Source organism: Modicisalibacter sp. (assembly GCF_055145905.1).
Genome location: NZ_JBSREH010000014.1, coordinates 55805 through 79639 on the forward strand (window position 1 = coordinate 55805; position 23835 = coordinate 79639).

At 69.5% G+C, this 23835-nt stretch carries 23 protein-coding genes; 15 read left to right on the forward strand and 8 right to left on the reverse strand.

Annotated features, from left to right (window positions below; genetic code table 11):
* The first annotated feature begins 52 nt into the window (after positions 1 to 52).
* Together acuR and acuI are read left to right on the forward strand one after the other, a co-directional pair.
* Positions 53 to 685: an acrylate utilization transcriptional regulator AcuR gene (gene acuR / locus ACTCB7_RS05210; RefSeq protein ID WP_463005807.1), complete on the forward strand. Its 633-nt coding sequence runs from the start codon at positions 53 to 55 to the stop codon at positions 683 to 685.
* Positions 686 to 736: 51 nt separating this feature from the next.
* Complete coding sequence (acuI, locus tag ACTCB7_RS05215; RefSeq protein ID WP_224415604.1) at positions 737 to 1717, forward strand: acrylyl-CoA reductase (NADPH); 981 nt, start codon at positions 737 to 739, stop codon at positions 1715 to 1717.
* 21 nt (positions 1718 to 1738) lie between these two features.
* Here acuI and ACTCB7_RS05220 read toward each other — a convergent pair whose 3' ends face one another.
* Together ACTCB7_RS05220 and ACTCB7_RS05225 are read right to left on the reverse strand one after the other, a co-directional pair.
* Positions 1739 to 2659, reverse strand: a complete 921-nt coding sequence (locus tag ACTCB7_RS05220; RefSeq protein WP_224415605.1) for a helix-turn-helix transcriptional regulator — start codon at positions 2657 to 2659, stop codon at positions 1739 to 1741.
* Complete coding sequence (locus tag ACTCB7_RS05225; RefSeq protein WP_463005808.1) at positions 2652 to 3542, reverse strand: formate dehydrogenase accessory sulfurtransferase FdhD; 891 nt, start codon at positions 3540 to 3542, stop codon at positions 2652 to 2654. Before ACTCB7_RS05225 ends, ACTCB7_RS05220 begins: the two co-directional genes overlap by 8 nt.
* 371 nt (positions 3543 to 3913) lie before the next feature.
* Here ACTCB7_RS05225 and ACTCB7_RS05230 point away from each other — a divergent pair, with 371 nt between their 5' ends.
* From ACTCB7_RS05230 to ACTCB7_RS05280, 11 genes are all read left to right on the forward strand, one after another.
* A complete protein-coding gene (locus ACTCB7_RS05230) occupies positions 3914 to 4339 on the forward strand; it encodes a DUF3305 domain-containing protein (protein ID WP_163650282.1) in 426 nt (141 codons plus the stop codon).
* A gap of 4 nt (positions 4340 to 4343) precedes the next feature.
* A complete protein-coding gene (locus ACTCB7_RS05235) occupies positions 4344 to 4931 on the forward strand; it encodes a DUF3306 domain-containing protein (protein WP_463005809.1) in 588 nt (195 codons plus the stop codon).
* A 189-nt stretch (positions 4932 to 5120) separates the two neighbouring features.
* Positions 5121 to 6794, forward strand: a complete 1674-nt coding sequence (locus ACTCB7_RS05240) for a 4Fe-4S binding protein (RefSeq protein ID WP_463005810.1) — start codon at positions 5121 to 5123, stop codon at positions 6792 to 6794.
* Between the two features lie 2 nt (positions 6795 to 6796).
* A complete protein-coding gene (locus tag ACTCB7_RS05245) occupies positions 6797 to 7477 on the forward strand; it encodes a TorD/DmsD family molecular chaperone (RefSeq protein ID WP_463005811.1) in 681 nt (226 codons plus the stop codon).
* 61 nt (positions 7478 to 7538) lie between these two features.
* Positions 7539 to 7742 carry a twin-arginine translocation pathway signal gene (locus ACTCB7_RS05250; RefSeq protein WP_463005812.1) on the forward strand — a complete coding sequence of 68 codons (204 nt, stop codon included), beginning with the start codon at positions 7539 to 7541 and terminating at the stop codon, positions 7740 to 7742.
* A 33-nt stretch (positions 7743 to 7775) separates the two neighbouring features.
* A complete protein-coding gene (locus ACTCB7_RS05255) occupies positions 7776 to 10637 on the forward strand; it encodes a formate dehydrogenase subunit alpha (protein ID WP_463005813.1) in 2862 nt (953 codons plus the stop codon).
* Between the two features lie 59 nt (positions 10638 to 10696).
* On the forward strand, positions 10697 to 11341 hold the full coding sequence (gene fdh3B, locus ACTCB7_RS05260; protein ID WP_163650277.1) for a formate dehydrogenase FDH3 subunit beta: 645 nt from the start codon (positions 10697 to 10699) through the stop codon (positions 11339 to 11341).
* Between the two features lie 11 nt (positions 11342 to 11352).
* Positions 11353 to 12396, forward strand: a complete 1044-nt coding sequence (locus ACTCB7_RS05265; protein ID WP_463005814.1) for a formate dehydrogenase subunit gamma — start codon at positions 11353 to 11355, stop codon at positions 12394 to 12396.
* 89 nt (positions 12397 to 12485) lie between these two features.
* Positions 12486 to 12806, forward strand: a complete 321-nt coding sequence (locus ACTCB7_RS05270; protein ID WP_463005815.1) for a DUF1244 domain-containing protein — start codon at positions 12486 to 12488, stop codon at positions 12804 to 12806.
* The gene (gene moaB / locus ACTCB7_RS05275) at positions 12803 to 13327 is read left to right on the forward strand and encodes a molybdenum cofactor biosynthesis protein B (protein ID WP_463005816.1); all 525 of its coding nucleotides are present in this window, start codon (positions 12803 to 12805) and stop codon (positions 13325 to 13327) included. Before ACTCB7_RS05270 ends, moaB begins: the two co-directional genes overlap by 4 nt.
* Positions 13320 to 14510, forward strand: coding sequence for a molybdopterin molybdotransferase MoeA (locus ACTCB7_RS05280; protein WP_463005817.1), 1191 nt, complete (start codon positions 13320 to 13322; stop codon positions 14508 to 14510). The genes moaB and ACTCB7_RS05280 overlap by 8 nt, the downstream gene beginning before the upstream one ends.
* Positions 14511 to 14572: 62 nt before the next feature.
* Here ACTCB7_RS05280 and ACTCB7_RS05285 read toward each other — a convergent pair whose 3' ends face one another.
* From ACTCB7_RS05285 to ACTCB7_RS05310, 6 genes are all read right to left on the reverse strand, one after another.
* Positions 14573 to 15838, reverse strand: coding sequence for a bifunctional molybdopterin-guanine dinucleotide biosynthesis adaptor protein MobB/molybdopterin molybdotransferase MoeA (locus ACTCB7_RS05285; RefSeq protein ID WP_463005818.1), 1266 nt, complete (start codon positions 15836 to 15838; stop codon positions 14573 to 14575).
* On the reverse strand, positions 15835 to 16401 hold the full coding sequence (gene mobB / locus ACTCB7_RS05290) for a molybdopterin-guanine dinucleotide biosynthesis protein B (RefSeq protein WP_463005819.1): 567 nt from the start codon (positions 16399 to 16401) through the stop codon (positions 15835 to 15837). The genes ACTCB7_RS05285 and mobB overlap by 4 nt, the downstream gene beginning before the upstream one ends.
* A gap of 127 nt (positions 16402 to 16528) precedes the next feature.
* Positions 16529 to 17128: a molybdenum cofactor guanylyltransferase MobA gene (gene mobA / locus ACTCB7_RS05295; protein WP_463005820.1), complete on the reverse strand. Its 600-nt coding sequence runs from the start codon at positions 17126 to 17128 to the stop codon at positions 16529 to 16531.
* Positions 17129 to 17172: 44 nt separating this feature from the next.
* Positions 17173 to 17862, reverse strand: coding sequence for an ABC transporter ATP-binding protein (locus ACTCB7_RS05300; protein ID WP_463005821.1), 690 nt, complete (start codon positions 17860 to 17862; stop codon positions 17173 to 17175).
* Between the two features lie 164 nt (positions 17863 to 18026).
* Positions 18027 to 18734 (reverse strand): ABC transporter permease, encoded by a 708-nt coding sequence (locus tag ACTCB7_RS05305; protein ID WP_463005822.1) that lies wholly within the window; start codon positions 18732 to 18734, stop codon positions 18027 to 18029.
* 69 nt (positions 18735 to 18803) lie between these two features.
* A complete protein-coding gene (locus ACTCB7_RS05310) occupies positions 18804 to 19649 on the reverse strand; it encodes an ABC transporter substrate-binding protein (RefSeq protein WP_463005823.1) in 846 nt (281 codons plus the stop codon).
* Between the two features lie 382 nt (positions 19650 to 20031).
* Here ACTCB7_RS05310 and ACTCB7_RS05315 point away from each other — a divergent pair, with 382 nt between their 5' ends.
* Entirely contained in the window at positions 20032 to 21393 is a 1362-nt protein-coding gene (locus tag ACTCB7_RS05315; protein WP_463005824.1) for a sigma-54-dependent transcriptional regulator, read from the forward strand.
* Complete coding sequence (locus ACTCB7_RS05320) at positions 21390 to 23483, forward strand: sensor histidine kinase (RefSeq protein ID WP_463005825.1); 2094 nt, start codon at positions 21390 to 21392, stop codon at positions 23481 to 23483. Before ACTCB7_RS05315 ends, ACTCB7_RS05320 begins: the two co-directional genes overlap by 4 nt.
* Positions 23484 to 23835 lie beyond the last annotated feature (352 nt).

Sequence of the window (23835 nt, forward strand, 5' to 3'; positions counted from 1 at the left end):
CCGGCGCGGCATTGAATTGACCCGAACTAGACGACCGGTCTATATTCCAGACATGACTCGAACCGCATCTCCGCCCCGCCGCGGGCGGCCGCCCAGAACGCCCCGCGATGATCCCGATACCCGGGCCGCGCTGATCCGCAGCGGCACCGAGGTGCTCACCGAACAGGGCTTCGCGGTCTCCGGCATCGACGGCATCTTGAAGCGCGTCGGCGTGCCCAAGGGCTCCTTCTACTACTACTTTTCCAGCAAGGAGGCCTTCGGCCGGGCGGTCATGGAACACTACGGCCAGTACTTCGCCCGCAAGCTCGACCGCCACCTGACCAATCCCGAGCTGACGCCGCTGCGCCGCATCGAGGCCTTCGTCGCCGACGCCCGGGCCGGCATGGCGCGCCACGACTTCCGCCGCGGCTGCCTGGTGGGCAATCTCGGTCAGGAGGTCGGCGGGCTGTCGGACGACTACCGCCAGTGGCTGCGCGATACCCTCGCGGACTGGCAGCAGCGGCTGGCCCGCTGCCTGCGGGAGGCGCAGGACGCCGGCGAGCTGTCGCCCCGGGCGGACTGCACGCGGCTCGCCGAGGCCTTCTGGATCGGCTGGGAAGGCGCCGTCATGCGTGCCCGGCTCGAAGCCGATGCCTGGCCGCTGGACGCCTTCGTCACCCACTTCCTGGCGGGCCTGCCCCGCTAGGCGCTTTTTCAGGCCACCGACTAGACGACCGGTCTAAAAGGAGACAACCCCATGTTCAAGGCCATCCTGATCGACAAGACCGACGACGGCCAGCAGGCCACGCTCGAGACGCTGGACGAGGCCCGCCTGCCCGACGGCGACGTGACCGTGCGGGTCGAATGCAGCACCCTCAACTACAAGGACGCCCTGGCGATCACCGGCAAGGGGCCGGTGGTGCGCGAGTTCCCGATGGTGCCGGGCATCGACCTGGCGGGCACCGTCGAGACGTCGAGCCACCCCGACTACCGCCCCGGCGACGAGGTGGTCCTCAACGGCTGGGGCGTCGGCGAGAAGCACTGGGGCGGGCTGGCCGAGAAGGCCCGGCTGAACGGCGACTGGCTGATCCCGCGCCCCGCCGCCTTCAACGCCCGCCAGTGCATGGCCATCGGCACCGCCGGCTACACGGCGATGCTCTCGGTCATGGCGCTCGAGCGCCAGGGCGTGACGCCGGAAAGCGGCGAGATCCTGGTGACCGGCGCCAGCGGCGGCGTGGGCAGCTACGCCATCACGCTGCTGAACCGGCTGGGCTATACCGTGGTGGCCTCCACCGGTCGCCCCGAGGAGGCCGAGTACCTGAAGTCGCTGGGCGCCAGTGAGCTGATCGACCGGCGCACGCTGTCCGACCCCGGCCGTCCGCTGGCCCGCGAGCGCTGGGCGGGCGCCATCGACGCGGTGGGCAGCCATACCCTGGCCAACGTGCTGGCCGCCACCCGCTACGGCGGCGCGGTGGCGGCCTGTGGCCTCGCCCAGGGCATGGACCTGCCCGCCACGGTGGCGCCCTTCATCCTGCGCGGGGTGACCCTGACCGGCATCGACAGCGTGATGCAGCCGCGCGAGGTGCGCATCGAGGCGTGGCGCCGGCTCGGCGAGCTGCTGCCGGCCGAGTCGCTGGACGCCATCACCCGCACCATCGGCCTGGACGAGGCCATTGCCCAGGCCGACGAACTGCTGGCCGGGCGCGTGCGCGGCCGCCTGGTGGTGACGCTGGACTGACCCGGCGCGCCACGGCCGGGGTCAGGTGTGCTGGACGTCGTCGCCGCGCCACAGCAGCTTGCCGCACTCGCTCAGGTCGTACCCGCCCAGCGACTGGGCCAGGGTCAGCCCGGCGGGGTCATGCAGATAGTCGAACATCTGCTGCAGCAGGGAGCGGAAATACACGTTGCGCGGCGTCACCAGGTCGAACGCCTCCTCGGTGATGGGGATGAAGCCCAGGCCGAACTCGTTGGCCGCCGACAGCGTCCCCGGGCCGATGTCGGCCTCGTGGCGGGCGATCAGCGACGCGGCCTCGCGCTCGCTGTAGGCGATGGCCTGGGTGTTGAGCTGCTCGGGGCGCAGCTGATGGCCGGCCAGCCACTCCTTCAGGAAACGCTGCCCGCCGGCGCCCTCCTGGCGCACCACCCAGCGCCGGCCGGCGCCGAACAGCCCCGAGGGGTCGCGCGGCTGATGCCGGTCCTCGGCACGGATGATCAACCCCTGGCTGCGCCGGAACAGACGCACCAGCACCCAGTTGCGGTAGCCGCTGTGGCTGCGCACCAGCGCCGGATGCCGCAGCTCGCTCTCCTCGGCGCGCCCCCAGTGGATGCCGCAGGCATCGGCACGCCCCTGGGAGAGCAGCGACAGCCCCAGCTGGGTACCGGTCACGCTGTAGCCGTAGAAGGCCTGGGCCTGCTGGCGCTGGTTGAGGCGCATGATCAGCGCCGCCAGCAGCGGGTCGTCGCTGCCGGTGATCATCAGACGATCCGCCAGCACGCCGTGGTGGCAGGACTCCAGGATCCACTGCTCCACCAGCCGCCGGGGAAACAGCCACTTGCCGGTGACCTTGGTGGAGGGAATGGCGCCCTCGCTGGCCAGCTGGTAGATCTTCTTCTCGTTGAGGTGCAGCAGTTCGGCGACCTGATGCACGGTCAGAAACGGCGAGGCGGCGGTCTCACTCATCGGAGCCCCTTGCACGACGTGGCGAACGATCCCCCGGGCGCGGCGCCGGCATGGCGTCGAGGTGCAGCCGCGCCAGGTCGTCGACGACCTGGAAGTGGCGCCCCTTGGCCCGTGCCACCAGCAGCACGCCGAAGCGCCGCGCCAGCTCGACGCCCTTCTGGGTCATCCCCGAGCGCGACACCAGCACGCTGATGCCCATCTGCGCCACCTTGAGCACCATCTCGGAGGTCAGCCGCCCGGTGGTGTAGAAGATGTCCGCCTCGCCCAGCTCGGCGTCCTCGGCCGGGCCCTCGCCCAGCGCCGCCAGCCACTGCCGGCCGGCGAGGGTGTCCACCGCGTTGTGCCGCCCCACGTCCTCGACGAAGCCCAGCACGCGATCCTGACGGCACAGCGCGCAGCCGTGCACGGCCCCTGCATTGCGGTAGGTCTCGTTGAACGCCTTGAGGTTCTCGAGCAGGCGATACAGCACCGACTGTGACAGCGGCGTGCGCGGCAACGGGTTCAGGTCGGTGGCGTCCAGCAGGCGCCCGAACACCGTGCCCTGCCCGCAGCCGGTGGTCACCGTGCGCTGTGCCAGCCGGTCATCGAGATCCTCGGGCAGCGCCCGGGTGACCACCGCCGCGGCCTCCACGTCCCAGTCCACCTGCAGCACCTCGACGTCCTCGGCGCGGGTCAGCAGCCCCTGATTGCGCAGGTAGCCCAGCACCAGCGCTTCCGGCTCGGCCCCCAGCGTCATCAGGGTGACGATCTCGCGGCGATTCAGGTACACGGTCAGCGCCCGCTCGGCGGCGATCGCCTGGCGACGCGGCTCGCCGTACTCATCGGTCACGGTGATCTCGACCGTGGTCGGCCTGCGCGCCCGGCTCAACACGATAGTGGCCATGCGTTGCTCCTTTCGGTTTGCCGACAGGATACTCAAAGCGCCACCGACCTGCGCAAGCAAAATCCCCGGGCAGGCAGAGCCCTCGCGGTTAGTGCCGCCAAGGGCTGATCCGCCGACAGGTCTACGAGGGGGCGCTGTGGACCCCTCCATGGGCGCTACCTACGCCATCCATGGCGTAGGACCCCCTCTTCGACCTGTCCCCGGCGCCCTTGCCGGGGACAACGACGATTACCCTGACCGGACAGGCCCGCTCCGACGGGTTTCCCGCACCGTCAGGCACGGCGCTTGCAAGCAATTGCGGCACGTTGGCGCACGGCAACCCGCCAGCCCCGACAGCACAGGATCCCCGCAACCAGGAGGCCAGCACCCCCATGGCGACCGACGACAACCTGCGACACGTCAGCCTCGAGCTGACCTGCCGGACCCGCGAGATCAAGGGCTTCACGTCCCGGTCCTGGCACATCACCGCCCTGGGCTGTCACGACCGCGGCCCGCATGTGCTGCCGCTGACGCTGTTCCTCACCGAGCGCACGGCCTATCGCTTCAACCTCGAGTCCCGTCAGCCGCGGCTGTTCGTGCGCTGCGAGGCCGGCGACGACACCCTGACACCGCGCGAGGTCACCGCCAGCCAGGAGGTCGCCGCCAACTGGATGGACGGCGAGACGCAGGTCCTCGACGCCCCCATGCCGCCGGCGATTCATGCCTGGATCGAGGCCTACCTGGCACGCCACGGCGAACGCATCGATGCCGGACGCAAGAAGAAGCGCGCGGGTGCCGGCCGCGCGCGTCAGGAGTGACGCCATGAGCTTCATGAACCGCTGGTCGCAGCGCAAGCGCAGCCAGGGCGAGGAACACCCCGCCCCGACCGATGAAACAACGCCGGACGTGACAACCGAGGAAACCGACGCCGCCCCGACCGGTGCCGCCGCGCTGATTCCCGGCTACGACCCGCAGCGTCCACTGGACGAGCAGCTGCCCGACCCCGACACGCTCGGCGCCGGCGACGACTTCCGCGCCTTCCTGCTGCCCGGCGTCGGCGACCTGCTCAAGCGACGCGCGCTGCGGCGCCTGTTCAAGGTCGGCAACTACAACGTGCGCGACGGCCTCAACGACTACGACGACGACTACACGACCCTGAAGAGCCTGGCGCCGGAAGCCGGAGAACGCATCCGCCAGTGGCTGCGCCGCGATGCCGAGCAGGCCGAGCCACAGGCGGTCCCCGCCACCCCCGAAACGGCCGCGGAGACACCCGACGCCGACACGACCCCGGCCGGGTCCCCCGACGACACCGATGCCCGCGCTCCCGCGGACGGGGAAACTGCCGCGCCTGCCGACGGTGACGAAAAGACACCAAATGACCCAGTCCGGCATCCGAGTGAGTCAACTTGACCCACACGCACGACCGGCGGGCCCGAAACACTCCCATATCTTGCCCGGTCCCCCCTTCGTTTGCAGCGGGAATGGGAACCCCGCCTGCAATGGAAAACGCCAGATAACCGGACCCGACGCAGATCGGGCCGCCGCCACCCGTGTGGCAGGCACAAGACCGTGGCAAGACCGACACGCTGATGAGGTGACATGCCCCAGTTCATCGATACGCGGGCGCTGAACGACGACGCCCGCAATGCCGCCGCCCGCGAGGCCGCCCTGCAACAGGTGTCCTGGCCGCGCAACCTGGCCCCCGCCACCGTGAGCTACACCAGCCACGGTCACGTGGCCCTCGTCGGCCCGGCCGAGGCGATCGGCCCGGCCGCCCGGGCGCTCGCCGACAGCGAACTCGCCAGCCTCACCCTGGTCGCGACCCGCCACGCGGCACAGAACACGGTCGCCGACATTCCCGGCGCCCATGCCGTCGCCTGCGCCGCACCGCAGCTGGAGGGCCACCTGGGCGCCTTCCACCTGACCGCCCGCGACGGCGGGGAGTCGCTGGCCCGGGCGACCATCGGCCGCGATCATTTCGACGCCGTGCTCGACCTGGGCACCCCGCCGCTGCTGGGACACGACCTGCCGCCACCCGGCTACTATCGTGTCGGGACGCGCGCCGGCACGGACATGCCCCTGGCGGATGCCCTGGCGGCGCTGCGCGAGTGCGTCGGCGACTTCGAGAAGCCGCGCTACTTCCAGATCGACAGCGACCTCTGCGCCCATGCCGGCCGCGGCCAGACCGGCTGCACCCGCTGTCTCGAGGTGTGCCCGGCCGATGCGATCTCGAGCCTCAAGCAGGAGATCGTCATCGACCCGTTCCGCTGTCACGGCGCGGGCAGCTGCACCAGCGTGTGCCCCACCGGCGCCATCCGTTACGCCCTGCCCGCCCCCGAGAGCCTGGACGCCTACATCGCCCGCCTGCTGGCGACCTATCACGCCGAGGGCGGCGAGACGGCGGTGGTGCGTTTCCTCGACCAGGAAACCCATGGCGCCGAAACCGATACGGCCGCGGGCCATGTGCTCGACATCCCCCTCGAGGAGATCGGCGCCGCCGGGCTCGACCACTGGCTGGGTGCTATCGCCCGCGGCGCCGGGGAGGTGCGGGTGGTGCTGCGCGACGGCCTGCCGCCGTCGCTGGCGCGACTGGTCCGCGACCAGTATGCCCAGGCCCGCATCATGCTCGAGGCGCTGGGCCACGACACGCGCCGCCTGACCCTGATCGCCGACGGCGACACCGACGCCCGCGATGCCCTGCCGATCCTGACGCCGCTGGCCGGCCGCCTGGAGGGCGAGCGCCCCACCGCCAAGCGCGAGGCGCTCAACGCCGTCCTCGACTTCCTCGCCGACCACGGCACGCCCGCCGTGGCACGAGTGCCCATGCCCGAGGGCGCGCCCTTCGGCACCCTGGCCATCGACGCCGACCACTGCACGCTGTGCATGGCCTGCGTGGCGGTCTGCCCGACTCGCGCACTCTCCACCACCGGGGACACACCGAGCCTGCACTTCCAGGAAAGCGCCTGCGTGCAGTGCGGCCTGTGCGAGAGCGCCTGTCCGGAACAGGTCATCCAGCTCGAGCCGGGGTTCCTGGCCACGCCCGAGGCGCGCCACCGCGTCGAGACGGTCAAGGAAGAAGCCCCCTTCGAGTGCATCAGTTGCGGCAAGGCCTTCGCCACCGCCAGCACCATCGCCTCGATCAAGGAAAAGCTGGCCGCGCACCCGTACTTCGCCGGCGACGCCATCAAGCGCCTGGAGATGTGCGAGGACTGCCGCGTCAAGGACATCTGGCACGACCTGGCGCGTGACCCCAATGCTCAGTTGAAGGTGTGACCATGACAACGCCCGAGTCCCTCGCCATGGCCGACGCCACCGACACGAGCACCGACGTCGCGGAGCGCAATGCCCTGCGCGCCGACATCTACCGGCTGCTGGCACGCCTGGTCCGCGAGGCCCCCAACGCCGAACTGCTGGACTTCCTCGCCGGTCTCGAGCCGGATGACGAGAACTCGCCGCTCAAGCGCCACTGGGCCTCGCTGTCGCTGGCCGCTCGCCATGCCCGGGTCGAGACCCTGCACGACGTCCACTTCGGCCTGCTCGTCGGCGTCATCCAGGGCGAGCTGGTGCCCTACGCCTCCTGGTACCTGACCGGCTCGCTGATGGAGATGCCGCTGGTCGCGCTGCGCCAGGACCTCGCCCGGCTGGGCTTCGAGCGCGCCGAGCACGTCAAGGAGCCCGAGGACCACTTCTCGGCGATGTGCGAGGTGATGGCCATGCTCATCGACGCCGGCGACGCCGCCCAGGCGGCCTTCTTCCAGCGTCACCTCGCCCCCTGGGCGCTGCGCTTCATGCAGGACCTGGCCCGCGTCGAGTCGCCGTTCTACGCCGGCGTCGGCGCGCTGGGCGAGGCCTTCCTCGCCCGCGAGAACGCTCAGCTGCCTCTCGACCCCGATACCCGGGTCGTGATGGTTTCGCCATCCGCCGCTTCGTCCGACGACGAGGCCGGCGATTCATGAACCCCGTACACCGCCGCTCGAACGGCGATACCCGGTACGCAATGAACCAAGGAGTTGCCCCATGAAAGAGCCGAACAGCCCCGCCCGGCGTCGCTTCCTGCGCAACATCGGCATTGGCACGGCTACCGCCGGCGCGGCGGTGGCCGTGGGTCACGTCACCCTGGCCCAGGCCCAGTCGGACGAGTCGGACACGCCCGACGGCCATGAAACGAAATACCGTGAAACCGACCACATCAAGGCGTTCTACGCCACCCTGCGCGACTGAACGGTCGTCGGAACCGGAATCGAGGACCCCACCATGCGATTGACTCGAAAATCCTCCCAGCCCACCGGCCAGGACGGGCTGGGCATCAGCCGCCGCCAGTTCCTGCAGCGCAGCGGCGTGGCCACCGGCGGCCTCGCGGCGGCCGGCTTCATGGGCCAGGGCATGATGAAAGCCGCCTCTGCCCAGGAAAAGACCGCCTACTCCGAGGCGCCGGTCGAAACCAAGCGCACCATCTGCTCCCACTGCTCGGTGGGCTGCGGCGTCTATGCCCAGGTGCAGAACGGCGTCTGGACCGGCCAGGAACCCGCCTTCGACCACCCCATCAACCGCGGTGCACACTGTGCCAAGGGCGCGTCGCTGCGCGAGCACGGGCACTCCACCCGGCGCCTCAAGTACCCGATGAAGCTCGTCGGCGGCAAGTGGCAGCGTCTCGAGTGGGACCAGGCGATCAACGAGATCGGCGACAAGGTGCTGGAGCTGCGCGACCAGTACGGCCCGGACAGCGTCTACTGGCTGGGCTCGGCCAAGTTCAACAATGAACAGGCCTACCTGATGCGCAAGCTGGCGGCGCTGTGGGGCACCAACAACACCGACCACCAGGCACGCATCTGTCACTCCACCACCGTGGCGGGCGTGGCCAATACCTGGGGCTACGGTGCCATGACCAACTCGCTGAACGACATCCACTTCAGCAAGGCGATCCTGTTCATCGGCTCCAACCCCAGCGAAGCGCACCCGGTGGCCATGCAGCACATCCTGCACGCCAAGGAGCGCAACCAGGCCCAGGTCATCGTCGTCGACCCGCGCTTCACCCGTACCGCCGCCAAGGCCGACAAGTACGTGCGGCTGCGCCCGGGTTCCGACGTCGCCTACATCTGGGGCCTGCTCTGGCACATCTTCGAGAACGGCTGGGAAGACACCCAGTACATCGAGCAGCGCGTGTTCGGCATGGACGACGTGCGCCAGGAAGTGGCCCAGTACACCCCCGACGTGGTCGAGCGCATCACCGGCGTGGGCGAGGCCGACATGCGCGACGTCGCCCGGCGCATCAGCGAGAACCGCCCCGGCTGCGTGGTGTGGTGCATGGGCGGCACCCAGCACACCACCGGCAACAACAACACCCGCGCGTACTGCATCCTCGAGCTGGCGCTGGGCAACATCGGCGTCTCCGGCGGCGGTGCCAACATCTTCCGCGGTCACGACAACGTCCAGGGTGCCACCGACCTGGGGCTGATGTCGCACTCGCTGCCCGGCTACTACGGCTTGAGCGAAGGCGCCTGGCGCCACTGGGCCAAGGTCTGGAACGTCGACTACGAGTGGATCAAGAACCGCTTCGACCAGACCGAGTACAACGGCGACCTGCCGATGCACTCCAACGGCATCACCGTCTCGCGCTGGATCGACGGCGTGCTGGAGGACGACGCGAACATCGCCCAGCGCAGCAGCCTCAAGGCCATGTTCTACTGGGGCCACGCGGTCAACTCGCAGACCCGCGGCCCGGAAATGAAGAAGGCCATGAGCCAGCTCGAGCTGATGGTGGTGGTCGACCCGTATCCCACGGTCGCCGCCGTCATGAACGACCGCACCGACGGCGTCTACCTGCTGCCGGCGGCCACCCAGTTCGAGAACACCGGCAGCGTGACGGCCACCAACCGTTCCATCCAGTGGCGGGATCAGGTCATCGAACCGATGTTCGACTCCAAGCCCGACCACGAGATCATGTACCTGCTGTCCAGGAAGCTGGGCTTCGCCGACGAGTTCACCCGCAACATCGCCGTCGAGAACAACCGTCCGGCCATCGACGACGTGCTGCGCGAGATCAACGCCGGCATGTGGACCGTGGGCTACACCGGCCAGAGCCCGGAGCGCCTGCGCCAGCACCAGCAGAACTGGCACACCTTCAACTTCGACACCCTCAAGGGCGAGGGCGGCCCCGCCGACGGCGAGTTCTACGGCCTGCCGTGGCCCTGCTGGGGCACCGCCGAGTTCAAGCACCCTGGCACGCCGCTGCTCTATGACATGAGCAAGCCCGTCAAGGAAGGCGGCCTCACCTTCCGCGCCCGCTTCGGCGTCGAGTACGACGGCCAGAACCTGCTGGCCGACGGCGTCGCCAGCAAGGGCTCCGAGCTCAACGACGGCTATCCCGAGTTCACCGCCGACATGCTCAAGCAGCTGGGCTGGTGGGACGACCTCACCGCCGAGGAGAAGGCCGCCGCGGACGGCAAGAACTGGAAGACCGACCTCTCCGGCGGCATCCAGCGAGTGGCCATCGAGCACGGCTGCGCGCCGTTCGGCAACGCCAAGGCCCGCTGCCGCGTCTGGACCTTCCCGGACGAGATTCCCAAGCACCGCGAGCCGCTCTACACCAACCGCCGCGACCTGGTGAAGGACTACCCGACCTGGGACGACGTGGCCTCGTTCTATCGCCTGCCGACGCTCTACCGCTCGATCCAGGAGAAGGACGTCAGCCAGGAGTTCCCGATCATCCTCACCTCCGGGCGTCTGGTCGAGTACGAGGGCGGCGGCGAGGAGACCCGCTCCATGTCGTGGCTCGCCGAGCTGCAGCAGGAGATGTTCGTCGAGATCAACCCCGCCCAGGCCAACGACCTGGGCATCAAGAACGACGACACGGTCTGGGTCCACGGGCCGGAAGGCGGCAAGGTCAAGGTCAAGGCCCTGGTGACGCCGCGGGTGGCACGCGACGTGGCCTTCATGCCCTTCCACTTCGGCGGCGTCTTCGAGGGCGAGAGCCTGGCCGACAAGTACCCGGAAGGCGCGCGGCCCTACGTGCTCGGCGAGGCGGCCAACACGGCCACCACCTACGGCTATGACCGGGTGACGCAGATGCAGGAAACCAAGGCCACCCTGTGCCGGATCGAGAAAGCCTCCGCCTGAACCGACGACGCTTGAAAGACCGGCGAGGCCACGCGCCTCGCCGGTGAGAGGAGAACACCATGGCTCAAATGAAATTCCTGTGCGACGCCGAACGCTGCATCGAATGCAACGGCTGCGTCACCGCCTGCAAGAACGCCAACGAGACCGAGTGGGGCATCCAGCGCCGCCGGGTGGTCACGCTCGACGACGGCCAGCCCTCGGAAGTGTCGATCTCCGTGGCCTGCATGCACTGCGACGACGCCCCCTGCATGGCGGTCTGCCCCACCGACTGCTTCTACAAGACCGATGACGGCATCGTCCTGCACGACAAGGACATCTGCATCGGCTGCGGCTACTGCCTGTACGCCTGCCCGTTCGGCGCGCCGCAGTTCCCCAAGCAGAACGCCTTCGGCGAGCGCGGCAAGATGGACAAGTGCACCTTCTGCGCCGGCGGCCCCGCCGAGACCAAGGAAGAGGAGTACGAGAAGTACGGCGCCAACCGCATCGCCGAGGGCAAGCTGCCGCTGTGCGCCGAGATGTGCTCCACCAAGGCGCTGCTCGCCGGGGATGCCCAGACCATCTCCGACATCTTCCGTCAGCGCGTGGTCTATCGCGGTCACAAGGACGGCGGCTGGTCCTCCGTCGACAAGGCACAGGCCTCGGCCCCGGACGTCTCGGCCAATCTCGACAACATGGCCTACGACGCCACCCGCGCTGAAAAGTGAGGAGCGTTCCCATGCACACACTCATGCAATGCCTGCAACGGCTGCGCGTGCTCGGTGTGATACTGATGCTGGCGGTGCTCACCGCCGGCCTGGTATCGACCGCGCAGGCCGCCGATCCCGACCAGGAGCTCAACCAGGCGGTCGGCACCATCAACGCCGACACCTGGCGCGAGGTCAAGAACGGCGAGAACTTCATCGACACTCGTCATGACTCCACCTACAGCCTGATCAACACCAGCGGCGAGACCTGGCGGCAGATCCGCAACGACTGGATCTCCCCGGGCGGGCTCATCGCCCTGGGCAGCATGCTGGCGATCCTGGTGATCTTCTACCTGATCGTCGGCCGCAACGACCTCGACGCGGAACGCACCGGCCGCAAGCTGCTGCGCTGGACCGCGCTGGAGCGGGCCATGCACTGGACCGTGGCGACGCTGTTCATCGTCCTGGCGCTGACCGGCCTCAACCTGCTGTACGGCAAGTTCCTCTTCCGCCATGCCTTCGGGGACGCCTTCTGGGCCAACCTGGTCTCACTGACCAAGCTGACCCACAACTACGTGGGCCCGGTCTTCGGCATCCTGCTGTTGCTGATGCTGGCCAAGTGGCTCACCGTCAACCTGCCCAAAAAGCACGACTGGCAGTGGTTCAAGCAGGGCGGCGGCATGGTCGGCAAGAAGCACCCAGACGCCGGCTTCGCCAATGGCGGGGAAAAGGCCTGGTACTGGATCCTCGCCAGCGTGGGCCTGCTGGTGATCGTCAGTGGCTTCGTGCTCGACTTCCCGCTGTTCGGCCAGACTCGCGACAACATGCAGTGGGCGAACATGTTCCACGCCGTGACCTCGCTGATCCTGATGGCCGTGGCCCTGGGCCACATCTACATCGGCACCCTGGGCACCGAGGGCGCGCTGGAAGGCATGACCACCGGCTATGTCGACGAGACCTGGGCCAAGCAGCACCACAACCTGTGGTACGAGGAGGTCAAGGACAGCGCCGGCCAGCCCGAGCAACAAAACCCGCCGGTGGACGACGACACGGCGACCGCCAATCGCCCCAACTGAGCGTTGAATCACTTTTTGCATCGACACCGCCTCCGGGCGGTGTCGTGCTTTGATATGCTGGCATTCATCCCAACCAGGAGACCGAGTCCATGCAGCATCTCGATGCCACCACCCGTACCGAGCTCGAAGCCGCCGCGTTTCGTCGGCTGCTGGAGCACCTCGACACCAACAAGGACGTGCAGAACATCGACCTGATGATTCTCGCCGACTTCTGCCGCAACTGCCTGTCCAAGTGGCTGGTGGCCGCCGCCGGGGAGCGCGGCGTCGAGCTCGACTACGAGACGGCCCGCGAGTACGTCTACGGCATGCCCTACAGCGAGTGGAAGTCGCTCTACCAGACACCGGCCAGCCCCGAGCAGCTCGCCGCCCTGGAAGCGCGCCAGCAGGCCAGGAAGGACACCAAGGCATGAGCGACGCCGATTTCGTTCCGCTGAAGATCGCCGTGCTCACCGTCTCCGACACGCGCACGGAAGAGACCGACCGCTCCGGGCAGGCGCTGGTGGAACGCCTGGAGCGCGACGGCCATGAACTCGTCACCAAGCGCATCGTCCCCGACGACGTCTACCGCATTCGCGCGGTGGTGGCGCAGTGGATCGCCGACGACGACGTGCAGGTGATCGTCGCCACCGGCGGTACCGGCTTCACCGGGCGCGACTCCACCCCGGAGGCAGTCTCGGTGCTGCTCGACAAGCACATCGAGGGGTTCGGCGAGCTGTTCCGCCACCTGTCGTGGCAGGAGATCGGCAGCTCCACCGTGCAGAGCCGCTGCCTGGGCGGGCTGGCCAACCGCACCGTGGTGTTCTGCCTGCCCGGCTCCACCGGCGCCTGCCGCACCGCCTGGGACGGCATCCTCCACGAGCAGCTCGACAGTCGCCACAAGCCGTGCAACTTCGCCAACCTGGTGATCCCCGGGCGGGGGCAGCATGGCTGAGCTGCAGAGCGTCGAACGGGCCCTCGAGGCGCTGCTGGACGGCGTCACGCCGCTCGAGGCCGAATCCGTCGCCGCCGAGCAGGCGGCCGGGCGCGTGCTTGCCGAGACGGTCACCGCCCGCCTCGACGTGCCGCCCGCCGACAACAGCGCCATGGACGGCTACGCCCTGCGTCACGCCGATGCCGGCGGCTGGCTGCCGGTCAGCCAGCGCGTCGCCGCCGGGCACGCGCCCGCGCCGCTGGCGCCGGGCAGCTGCGCGCGCATCTTCACCGGCGGCGAGATTCCGCCGGGCGCCGATACCGTGGTCATGCAGGAGCGCGTGGAGATCCGCGAGGACAGCGCGCTCATCCCCGCCGACATTCCAGCCGGCGACAACGTGCGCCGACGCGGGCGCGACGTCAGTACCGGCGAGCCGCTGCTGGAGGCCGGCACGCTGCTGGAGGCCGCCGCCCTGGGGCACCTGGCCGGCCAGGGCATCACCCGCGTGAGCGTGCGCCGGCGCCCGCGCGTGGCCCTGCTGTCCACCGGCGACGAAATCGTCGACCCCGGCCAACCGCTCGGCCCCGGGCAGATCCACAACTCCAACCGGCCCATGCTCTCGCGGCTGCTGGAGCGTTTCGGCGCCGAGCTGGTGATGCGCGAGACCGTGCCCGATGACTTCGCCACGACCCGGCGGGTATTGAGCGAAGCCGCCGAGCGCGCCGACGTCATCATCACCACCGGCGGGGTCAGCGTCGGCGAGGAGGATCATGTCCGTCACGCCCTGGAATCGCTGGGCCAACTCGACCTCTGGCAGCTGGCCATGCGCCCCGGCAAGCCGCTGGCGCTGGGGCGCATCGGCCGGACCCGCTTCGTCGGCCTGCCGGGCAATCCGGTGTCGTGCTTCGTCGGCGCCTGGGTCTACCTGCGCCCGCTGATGAGCGCGCTGCTGGGCAGCCCGCGCATGGCCGAACTGCCGCGCCTGTGGGCCCGCGCGGCCTTCGCCACGCGCACCCAGGCCCGCCGCCACTACATGCGCGTCGCCCTCGACTTCACGCCGGAAGGCGTGCTCGCCCGGGCCTTCGCCGACCAGAACTCGGCGGTGCTGTCGTCGTGTCTGGACGCCGATGCCCTGGCGGTGATTCCGGCGAACAGCACGCTGGAGGAAGGCGACACCGTCGAGTGTCTATGGCTGACCCACTGACCCACTACCGGGCGTACCAGCCACAACGGTGAACGGCCTCCATAGCGAGGCCGTTCATCGCCTCAGGTCAGATCACCGAACGGCTGGATGGTCACCGGCTCGCCCGCCTCGACGGCGGCGCGGTCGTCGCCGATCTCGATCAGGCAGTTGGCCGCCACCATCGAGCTGAGGATGCCGGAGCCCTGGCGGCCGGTGGTGCGCACCCACAGCCGCCCTGTCTCGTCGCCGGTATAGACGCCACGGTGGAAATCGACACGTCCCTCCCGGCTCTTGAGGGGCTCCGCGGCCAGCGCGGTCAGGCGCAGCGGCTGCCAGTCGCGCTCGCCCTGCATGCGGCGCAGCATCGGCTGCACGAACTGCAAAAACGTCACCATCACCGCCACGGGATTGCCGGGCAGCCCGAAGAACGGCACCTCGCGCGTGCCCTCCCGGCGGATACGCCCGAACGCCATCGGCCGCCCCGGACGCATGGCGATCCGCCACAGCCCCAGCTCGCCGATGGCCTCCAGCGCCGGCTTGACCCAGTCGGCCTGCCCCACCGAGACCCCGCCGCTGGTCAGCACCATGTCCGCGTCGCGCGCCGCCGCCGCCAGCGCCTCGCGCATGCCATCGAGCTCGTCGCGCAGGATGCCCAGGTCGACCACCTCGCAGCCCAGCCGCGTGAGCAGCCCGCGCAGCGAGAAGCGATTGGTGTCGTAGATGCCCGCGGCGGGCAGCGGCTCGCCCTGGGCGGTCACCTCGTCGCCGGTGGAGAACACCGCCACGCGCAGCGGCCGGAACAGCTCGACCTCGGCCAGCCCCAGCGAGGCCAGCAGCCCCAGGTGCTGCGGACGCAGCCGGGTGCCCGCGGCGAGCGCCGTTGCTCCCCGGGCGAGATCCTCGCCGGCCTGACGCACGTTCTGGCCGTGGCGCACGCGCTCGGGTCGCTCGATCACCACCCGCTCGGCGGAAGCGGCCGCGGCGAGCTGCTCGCTCATGATCACGGTGTCCGCCCCCGGCGGCAGCGGCGCGCCGGTGGTGATGCGCACCGCCTCCCCGGGCGAGAGCGTCATCGCCGGGCGCGAACCGGCCAGCACCTCGCCGACGACCGCCACCTCAGTGGCCGGGCGGTGCTCGTCCCAGCTCAGGGCGATGCCGTCCATGGCGGCGTTGGTGTTCTGCGGCACATCGACCGGCGACACCACGTCCGCCGCCAGGACGCCGTCGACGGCCTCGCTCAGGGGCACGCGCCGGGCGGCGACCGGCGGCGGCGTCATCGCGGCCAGGGCGTCCAGGGTCTCGTCGACGCCGAGCATGCGCTGGCCCAGCTCAAAGCAGGATAGTGTCATGTCATCTCCCTCGGGCCGCGGCGCATCTCGGGCCAGCGCTGCGGCCATTGGCCCAGCCAGGCGACCAGCGCGTCGTGATCGTCCATCGCCAGGCGCTCGACCCCCGGCGGCAGGGCGATGTCATCCGGCGTGGCCACCGCCCGCACCCAGGGGTCGCGGTCGGCCATCAGCGGCTTGTCCAGCACCCGGCGATGCAGCTCCAGCTTGGGCAGTGGCCAGGCCTTGAAGCCCTCCACCAGGATCAGGTCCGGCGCCAGGGGCAGCACATGGGGAATCAGCGCCGCCAGGTCCGCCTCCTCGCGCTCGGGGGTCTCCATCATCAGGGCAAAGCGCTGGCCCGAGGCCACCAGCATCGGCGCGGCCCCCGCCTGGCGCAGTCGATGGCTGTCCTTGCCCGGCCGGTCGACCTCGAAGGCATGGTGGGCGTGCTTGATGACGGCCACCTGCAGCCCGGCCTCGGCCAGACGGGGCAGCAGCGCCTCGAGCAGCGTGGTCTTGCCGGTCCCGCTCCAGGCGGCAATGCCCAGCAGCGGGATCTCCAGCGTGTCAAGCGACAAGGTCATCGGGTTCTCTCGATCATCGGGAAAACTATCGCGTCTCGGAAGCAACAGGCATGCCGACGCACGGCCCCGTCAAGGGCAACAGGTCGGCGTCGTTCCTCGTGATTTCGCCCGGTGCTGGCGGCCCGGGTCAAAACGACCCGTCCGCCCGCAGGCGCCGCTCCATGGCGTCGCGCTCGTCGGGCGAGTTGAGGTTGGCGAAGGCCTCGCGCCGATCGGCGAAGTCGACGTGACACCAGGGGTGGCGCGCGTACCAGCGGTCGATCTTGCGCTCGCCGGCGGCCAGGGCCTCGCCGAGATCGTCGCGCAGCGCGGTGTCGATCAGCGCCACCACCGGATGGGCACGCTCGCCGTCATGGGCCACGGCGATGCGGCAGTCGCCGATGCCCTGGCGCAGGCGGACCACCAGATCCTCGGGCAGGGCCGGCGAGTCGCAGGGCACGAACAGCGCCCACGGGGTTTCCACCGCGCACAGTGCGCTCCACATGCCCATCAGCGGGCCGTGATAGCCCGCCTCGCGGTCGCTGACGAGCGGGTAGCCCAGCTCGCGGTAGCGTTCCAGGCTGCGGTTGGCGTTGATCAGGACCCGATCGACCTGCGGCGTCAGCCGGTCCAGGGCATGCGCGATCAACGGCCGGCCGGCGAGCGGCTCCCAGCCCTTGTCGCGCCCGCCCATGCGACGCCCTTCCCCGCCGGCCAGTATCACGGCGGTCACTTCACCCTCGCGCATGACCCTCACTCCACTCATAGCGTTGTCCCGGCATCATACCCGCCTCAGGAGTTCACGCCGAGAGGCCACGTCTCCGTAATGTCGGCCTGCATGTCGCCGACCTGCAGGCCGCCACGCTCCAGATGCCATTCGGCGTCGCAGCGCTCGGTCAGCACGCTCTGCTGGTGGGCGCTGAGCACGATGGCGCAGCCCGTCTCGCGCAGCGAGAGGATCAGCGCGGTGATGTCGTCGATCGCCTGGCGATCCAGGCTGGCGGTGGGCTCGTCGAGCAGCAGCACGCGCGGCGACAGCAGCCAGGCCCGCGCCAGCGCCAGGCGCATGCGCTCGCCGCCGGACAGCGAGCGGGCGTGCTGCCGGGCATGGTCGGCCAGCCCGCAGCGCGCCAGCATCGAGGCGATGCGCGAGCGCGCATCGTCGCCGCGCCAGCCCTGCCAGCGCGCCACATGGCGCAGGTTGCCGGCGACGCTGGTATCGAAGAGGTAGGGTTGCTGGTGCAGGTAGAGCAGATCGCCGAAGCGCGGCGGCGCCGCCGGCGCGCCGTCGTCCAGGGTCCAGCGGATGGTGCCGCGACGCGGCGTGTCCAGCCCGGCCAGCAGGCGCAGCAGCGTCGTCTTGCCGCTGCCGTTGTCGCCGCGCAGGTGCACCAGCGAACGCCCGTCCCAGCGCAGGTGCGGTATCTCCCACAGGGGCGGCCGACGACCGAAGCCGTGTGACAGCCGGCTTACCTCGAGCATGATCGGTTCCTCGGCGGTTCATAGAGGGTGTTTACAAACGTCACGAGCGACGGCCAGACAAGGCGAAATCAACCGAAAAAGCGCAGTTTATGAGTCGATAAATGAGCATTTTAAGGTTGATTTCAACGCCGTATGGCCTAGCGCAGTAATTTGTAAGCGTCCTCTCAGGCACTCACTATCTGCTGCCCCCGTCCACGCATCACCCCCAGCAGCACATTGAGCAGCAGCGCCAGCAGCAGCAGCACCATGCCCAGCGCGATGCCCTGCGCGAACTCGCCCTTGAGGGTTTCCAGCGCGATCGCCGTGGTGATGGTCCGGGTGAAGTGTTCGATGTTGCCGCCGATCATCACCGCGCTGCCGACCTCGGCGATGATGCGACCGAAGGCGGCCAGGACCGCCGCGATGACGCCGAAGCGCGCCTCGTGGATCAGCATGGCGAAGGCCTGCAGCCGGCCCGCGCCCAGCTGGCGGGCGGTTTCCCAGGCGCGCTGGTCGATGCTCTGCAGCGAGCTGTGCAGCATGGCGATCAGGATCGGCGACGCCAGGATGATCTGGCCGATGACCATGGCACGTTGGGTGAAGAGCAGCTGCCATTCGCCCAGCGGACCGCTGCGCGACAGCAGCATGAACAGCACCAGCCCCACCACCACCGTGGGCACGGCCATGAAGGTGTTCACCAGCGAGATCGCCAGCCAGCGACCGGGAAAGGCGACCCGCGCCAGTACCAGCGCCACCAGTAACGCCGGGGGCAGCGCCACGAGGATCGCCGTCAGCGAGACGCGGAACGACACGCCGATGATCTCCCACAGCGCCGGGTCGAAGGAGACCAGCAGGTGCAGCGCCTTCCCCATCGTGGCCATGAGTTCATTCATCGACGCGTCCTCGTGGATTCAGGAATCGGGCCCGCCCCCGGAGAGAGGCGGGCGGGAGGGAGAGTCGGCTCAGTTGGCGCCGACCGCCTTGGACGGGTCGACCGCCTCGCCGGCGCTGGCGTGGAACAGCACCTTGCCCTTGAGGCGGAAGGCGTCGATCAGGGTCTGCCCCTCGTCGGAGATCAGCCACTGTGCCAGGGCCCGCGCGCCCTCGGTATTGAGGTTCTTGTAACGCTCCGGATTGACCAGAATCACCTGGTACGGGTTGAACAGCTTGGTGTCGCCCTCGACCAGGATGGAGAGATCCAGGTTGTCCTTCATCGCCAGCCAGGTGCCACGGTCGGTGAGGGTGTAGCCCTGCAGCTCGCTGGTCATCTTGAGCACGGCGCCCATGCCCTGCCCGGCGGCCTTGTAGTTCGAGAAGTCGGGGGTCACGCCCGCCGCCTTCCACAGGTGGTTTTCCTTCTTGTTGGTGCCGGAATCGTCGCCGCGGGACACGAAGGTCGCGTTCTTGTCGGCCAGCGTGGCCAGCGCCTTGACGGCGTCATCACCGCCCTTGATGCCGGCCGGATCATCGCTCGGGCCGACGATGACGAAGTCGTTGTACATCACGCCGTGGGGCTCGACGCCGTAACCGGCATCGACGAAGGCCTTCTCCGCCGCGGGCGCGTGGGTGAGCACCAGGTCGACGTCGCCGTCGCGGCCCAGGCGCAGCGCCTTGCCGGTACCCACGGGGATGACCTGGATCTGGTAGGGATGATCCTGTTCGAACTTGGGCAGGAGGTAGTCGAGCAGGCCGGAGTTGTAGGTGCTGGTGGTGGTCGCCAGGCGAATGATCTCGGCCGCCTGGGCCCCGGTCGCCAGCATGGTGGTGACGGCCGCGATGGCGAGCAGCGAAAGCCGACGTTTCAGCATGGGATCTCCTCGTGTCGTGTCGGATTGCGATGTGCTCGCTTCCCTCAGCAATTTCTGTGCCCGACTGCGGCATCAAGCGCCCGGTACCGGGCTATCGCGATCATGTCAGCGAGAGGCGCCGGGGACAGGCCGGAGAGGGGGTCCTCGGCCCAAAGAGGGCCGAGGTAGCGCCCAGGGACGGGTTTACAGCGCCCCCGCGAAGGCCTGTCGCCGGAACAGCCTCGAGCGCGTCACCGAAGACGATCATGCGAGCCCCCTGCTTCCGGACAATTGCCGGATTCTATCCGGGCTTTTACCATGAAAATAATCCGGTCGCTCATTAGATGTAACAAATTGACCCAATATCGGGACACTTTGTCCCGAGACGCAGAGAACGCCGTACATGACCGCATCCACCGAACTGCCGACCGCGTCCGTCCTCATCGTCGACGACGAACCCGGCATGCGCAGCTACCTGTCCAAGGCGCTGGCCTCGCGCTTCGCGCTGATCGAGACCGCCGACTCGCTGAGCGCGGCGGAAGCGCTGCGCCAGCGGCTGCACTTCGATCTGCTGCTGGTCGACATCCGCCTGCCCGACCGCTCGGGGGTCGACTGGCACGAGGCGCTGGGCCCCGAACGGCGCAGCGACGTCATCTTCATGACCGCCTATGCCGACCTCGACATGGCGGTGAAGGCCCTGCGCGCCGGCGCCAGCGACTTCATCATCAAGCCCTTCCGCCTCGAGCAGCTGCAGAGCGCCGTCGACCGCTGCCTCGCCCAGCGCCGCCTGGCACGGGAAAATTTCGTCCTGCAGCGCGAGTCAAAGCGGCTGCGTTACGCCGACGAGAGCATGATCGGCGACAGCCAGGCCATGGCGCAGGTGCGCGCACTCATCGAGCGGGTCGCGCCGACCCCCTCGGCGGTGCTGATCCACGGCGAGTCCGGCACCGGCAAGGAGCTGGTGGCCCGCGACCTGCATCGCTTCTCGGGGCGCTTCGGCGCCTTCGTGCCGCTCAACTGCGGGGCCGTCGCCGGCGACCTGCTGGAATCCGAGCTCTTCGGCCACGTCAAGGGCGCCTTCACCGGCGCGGTCAAGACCCGCGACGGCCTGTTCACCTACGCCGACGGCGGCACCCTGTTCCTCGACGAGATCGCCGAGATGCCGCTGGCGATGCAGGCCAAGCTGCTGCGCGTGCTGGAGAGCAAGCGCATCCGCCCGGTGGGCAGCGAGCAGGAACGCCCCGTGGACGTGCGCATCGTCGCCGCCACCCACCGCGACCTCCAGCAGGAGGTCAGCGAAGGCCGCTTCCGCGAGGACCTCTACTTCCGCCTCAACGTGCTGACGCTGACGCTGCCCGCGCTGCGCGAGCGCCCTGAGGACATCCCCGCCCTGGCGCATCACTTTTCCCGGCAGCTCTCCCGCGATCTCGGCCTGGCCGCCCTGCCCTGGCAGCACGCCGACCTCGAGCGCCTGACCCGCTACGCCTGGCCCGGCAACATCCGCGAGCTCAAGAACTTCATCGAACGCTGCATCCTGCTCGGCAAGCTGCCCGGCGAGCTGCTCGACGACAGCCCCCCCGCTCCCGAGGACGCCCCCGGCGCCGGCTACCCCAGCGACTGGACGCTGGACGCCGTGGAACGCGCGCACATCCTCGCCGTGCTCGACGCCCACGGCCATACCAAGTCCAGTGCCGCCCGCGCCCTGGGCGTGTCGCGCAAGACCCTCGATCGCAAGCTGGCCGCCTGGCAGGACGCCGGCGCATGAGGCGGCTGCGGCGCTGGGTCCGCGCCTCGATCCGGCGCCGCCTGCTGTGGCTGGCCTTCGCGCCGCTGGTACTGCTGATCCTGGCGCTGACCGCCCTCACCGCCTACTGGACCTCGACCTACAACGACCGCCAGCTGTACATGAAGGTGCGCGCCGACCTGGCCGTGGCCTCGCGGGTGCTCGACGGGCTGAGCCAGCGCCAGCAGGCGCGCCTCGAGGAGCTCGGCCACAGCCATGCGCTGGCCTCGGCGCTCAACGGCCAAAGCACCCAGTCGCTCGCCGCGCTGCTCGACGAGACCCGTACCGCCATGCAGCTGGACTGGCTGCGCGTGGTCCCGCTCACGGCCTTCGACGCCAGCCCCGACCTGCAACGGCGCCTGCAGTCGCCCGCCGACGACGGCGGCCTCTCCGGGCTGGACGTGCTCGACGCCGAGCGGCTCGACACTCTCGCGCCGGGGCTGGCCCGCCGGGCGCGCATCGCCCTGCGCAAGACGCCGCGGGCGACCCCCAGCACCCGCCGGTACGAGACCCGTGGCATGGTGCTGCGCACCCTCTACACCCTGCCCGCCACCACCGGCCACCCCCGCCTGCTGCTGGATGGCGGACGCCTGCTCAACGGCGCCACCGACCCCGTGGATGACATCCGCGACCTGGTCTATGGCCCCGGCACCCTGCCCGAAGGCACCACCGGCAGCGTCACGCTGTTTCTCGACGACGTGCGCGTCGCTACCAACGTGCGCCTGGACAACGGCGAGCGCGCCCTGGGCACCCGCGTCTCCGAGCCCGTCAGCCGCCGGGTGCTGGGCGACGGCAAGCGCTTCATCGACAACGCCTTCGTGGTCAGCGGCTGGTACGTGGCCGCCTACGCGCCGCTCGAGTCGCTGACCGGCGAGCGCATCGGCATGATCTACGCCGGCTTCCCGCTGGCGCCCTACGAGGCGCTCTACCGCGAGACCCTGCTGCAAGTTGGCGCCGTGCTGGCGGTGATCGTGCTGATCTCGGCACTGCTGGTGATCCGCGGCGTGGACGTGCTCGCCGGCCCGATACGCCGCATGCACCACGTCATCCACGGCATCCGCGAGGGGCGCCGGCTGCGCATCGGCCACCTGAACGGCCAGGACGAGCTGGCCGAGCTGGCCCAGGAATTCGACGCCATGCTCGACCGCCTGGACGCCCACCAGGACGCCCTGCAGCGCGCCGCCCAGACCCTCGAGCGGCGCGTCGAGGCGCGCACCCGCTCGCTGAGCGAGAAGACCCGCGCCCTCGAGGAGCACGTCGCCCTGCTCAAGCAGGCCCGCGCCAGCCTGATGACCCAGGAGAAGCTCGCCGCGCTGGGCGAGATGACCGCCGGCATCGCCCACGAGATCAACAACCCCGCCGCGGTGATCCTCGGCCACATCGAGGTGCTCGCCGACCGGCTGGGCCCCGAGGTGGAGCCGGTGCGCGACGAGGTCGAGACCATCATCGCCCAGGTCGAGCGCATCCGCGCCCTGATCGACAACCTGCTGCAGTACTCCCGGGCCGGCCGCCACGACACCCGCTTCCACCGCGAGGACATCAACGCCATCGCCGCCGACACCGAGCTGCTGGTGCGCCACGCGCTGGACCGCCACGGCCATCGCCTGCGCCTGGCGCTGCACGCCACCCGGGCGGTGGAATGCCACCGCGGCCAGCTCCAGCAGGTGCTGGTCAACCTGCTGCTCAACGCCACCCAGGCCAGCGACGCGCCGATGACGCTGCACCTGCGCACCCGCGACGCCGACCGCGAGCTGCCCGGCCACGGCCGGGTCGAGGGCGTGGACATCCGCGTCGCCGACCCCGGCCCGGGCATCCCCCGCGCGTTGCGCGAACGCATCTTCGACCCCTTCTTCACCACCCGCGAGGCCGGCTCCGGGCTGGGCCTGGCGATCAGCCGCGGCATCGTCCGGCGCAGCGGCGGCGAACTGAGCGTCGCCTCCTCGCCGGGGCGTGGCACCATCTTCCACGTCTGGCTGCCCGCCCGGGCGATCCCCAGCGGCGCCGAGGAAACCACCACCCGCAAGCTGCTCGACTCGCTGAGTGATATGTCCACGCCCTCGGCGCGGGGGTAGGGCGGGGATAGGGCCGCCCCGCTACGTAACAATGCGTAAAAAAATCCTGCCGCGCCGTCGAGAACCCTCATCTCCAACACCCACCACAAACTGAAAAACCCGCTCGATTCGGGATGATTTTTTTCATCCCCCGCCTGCTCAACCGGCTCGCTGAGTGGCCCTCGATCGTTAAACAACGACTCATGAGCCGTGCAACAAACCCGTCACAAGTCGTTGTTTTATTAACGCTCATCGCATGGCGATAGCCACCTTCCTCGACCCCGCCGCCTCAGCTCCCTCTCCGGCCGCGCATGACGCCGTCTCATGCGCCCGCCGGAGCTGCAAGATACTCCTGATCCGATGCAAGAGAATA

Bases quoted from the DNA above. Each gene is read 5' to 3' on its own strand.
- acuR (WP_463005807.1), top strand. From the start codon at position 53: ATGACTCGAACCGCATCTCCGCCCCGCCGCGGGCGGCCGCCCAGAACG.
- acuI (WP_224415604.1), top strand. From the start codon at position 737: ATGTTCAAGGCCATCCTGATCGACAAGACCGACGACGGCCAGCAGGCC.
- ACTCB7_RS05220 (WP_224415605.1), bottom strand. From the start codon at position 2,659: ATGAGTGAGACCGCCGCCTCGCCGTTTCTGACCGTGCATCAGGTCGCC.
- ACTCB7_RS05225 (WP_463005808.1), bottom strand. From the start codon at position 3,542: ATGGCCACTATCGTGTTGAGCCGGGCGCGCAGGCCGACCACGGTCGAG.
- ACTCB7_RS05230 (WP_163650282.1), top strand. From the start codon at position 3,914: ATGGCGACCGACGACAACCTGCGACACGTCAGCCTCGAGCTGACCTGC.
- ACTCB7_RS05235 (WP_463005809.1), top strand. From the start codon at position 4,344: ATGAGCTTCATGAACCGCTGGTCGCAGCGCAAGCGCAGCCAGGGCGAG.
- ACTCB7_RS05240 (WP_463005810.1), top strand. From the start codon at position 5,121: ATGCCCCAGTTCATCGATACGCGGGCGCTGAACGACGACGCCCGCAAT.
- ACTCB7_RS05245 (WP_463005811.1), top strand. From the start codon at position 6,797: ATGACAACGCCCGAGTCCCTCGCCATGGCCGACGCCACCGACACGAGC.
- ACTCB7_RS05250 (WP_463005812.1), top strand. From the start codon at position 7,539: ATGAAAGAGCCGAACAGCCCCGCCCGGCGTCGCTTCCTGCGCAACATC.
- ACTCB7_RS05255 (WP_463005813.1), top strand. From the start codon at position 7,776: ATGCGATTGACTCGAAAATCCTCCCAGCCCACCGGCCAGGACGGGCTG.
- fdh3B (WP_163650277.1), top strand. From the start codon at position 10,697: ATGGCTCAAATGAAATTCCTGTGCGACGCCGAACGCTGCATCGAATGC.
- ACTCB7_RS05265 (WP_463005814.1), top strand. From the start codon at position 11,353: ATGCACACACTCATGCAATGCCTGCAACGGCTGCGCGTGCTCGGTGTG.
- ACTCB7_RS05270 (WP_463005815.1), top strand. From the start codon at position 12,486: ATGCAGCATCTCGATGCCACCACCCGTACCGAGCTCGAAGCCGCCGCG.
- moaB (WP_463005816.1), top strand. From the start codon at position 12,803: ATGAGCGACGCCGATTTCGTTCCGCTGAAGATCGCCGTGCTCACCGTC.
- ACTCB7_RS05280 (WP_463005817.1), top strand. From the start codon at position 13,320: ATGGCTGAGCTGCAGAGCGTCGAACGGGCCCTCGAGGCGCTGCTGGAC.
- ACTCB7_RS05285 (WP_463005818.1), bottom strand. From the start codon at position 15,838: ATGACACTATCCTGCTTTGAGCTGGGCCAGCGCATGCTCGGCGTCGAC.
- mobB (WP_463005819.1), bottom strand. From the start codon at position 16,401: ATGACCTTGTCGCTTGACACGCTGGAGATCCCGCTGCTGGGCATTGCC.
- mobA (WP_463005820.1), bottom strand. From the start codon at position 17,128: ATGCGCGAGGGTGAAGTGACCGCCGTGATACTGGCCGGCGGGGAAGGG.
- ACTCB7_RS05300 (WP_463005821.1), bottom strand. From the start codon at position 17,862: ATGCTCGAGGTAAGCCGGCTGTCACACGGCTTCGGTCGTCGGCCGCCC.
- ACTCB7_RS05305 (WP_463005822.1), bottom strand. From the start codon at position 18,734: ATGAATGAACTCATGGCCACGATGGGGAAGGCGCTGCACCTGCTGGTC.
- ACTCB7_RS05310 (WP_463005823.1), bottom strand. From the start codon at position 19,649: ATGCTGAAACGTCGGCTTTCGCTGCTCGCCATCGCGGCCGTCACCACC.
- ACTCB7_RS05315 (WP_463005824.1), top strand. From the start codon at position 20,032: ATGACCGCATCCACCGAACTGCCGACCGCGTCCGTCCTCATCGTCGAC.
- ACTCB7_RS05320 (WP_463005825.1), top strand. From the start codon at position 21,390: ATGAGGCGGCTGCGGCGCTGGGTCCGCGCCTCGATCCGGCGCCGCCTG.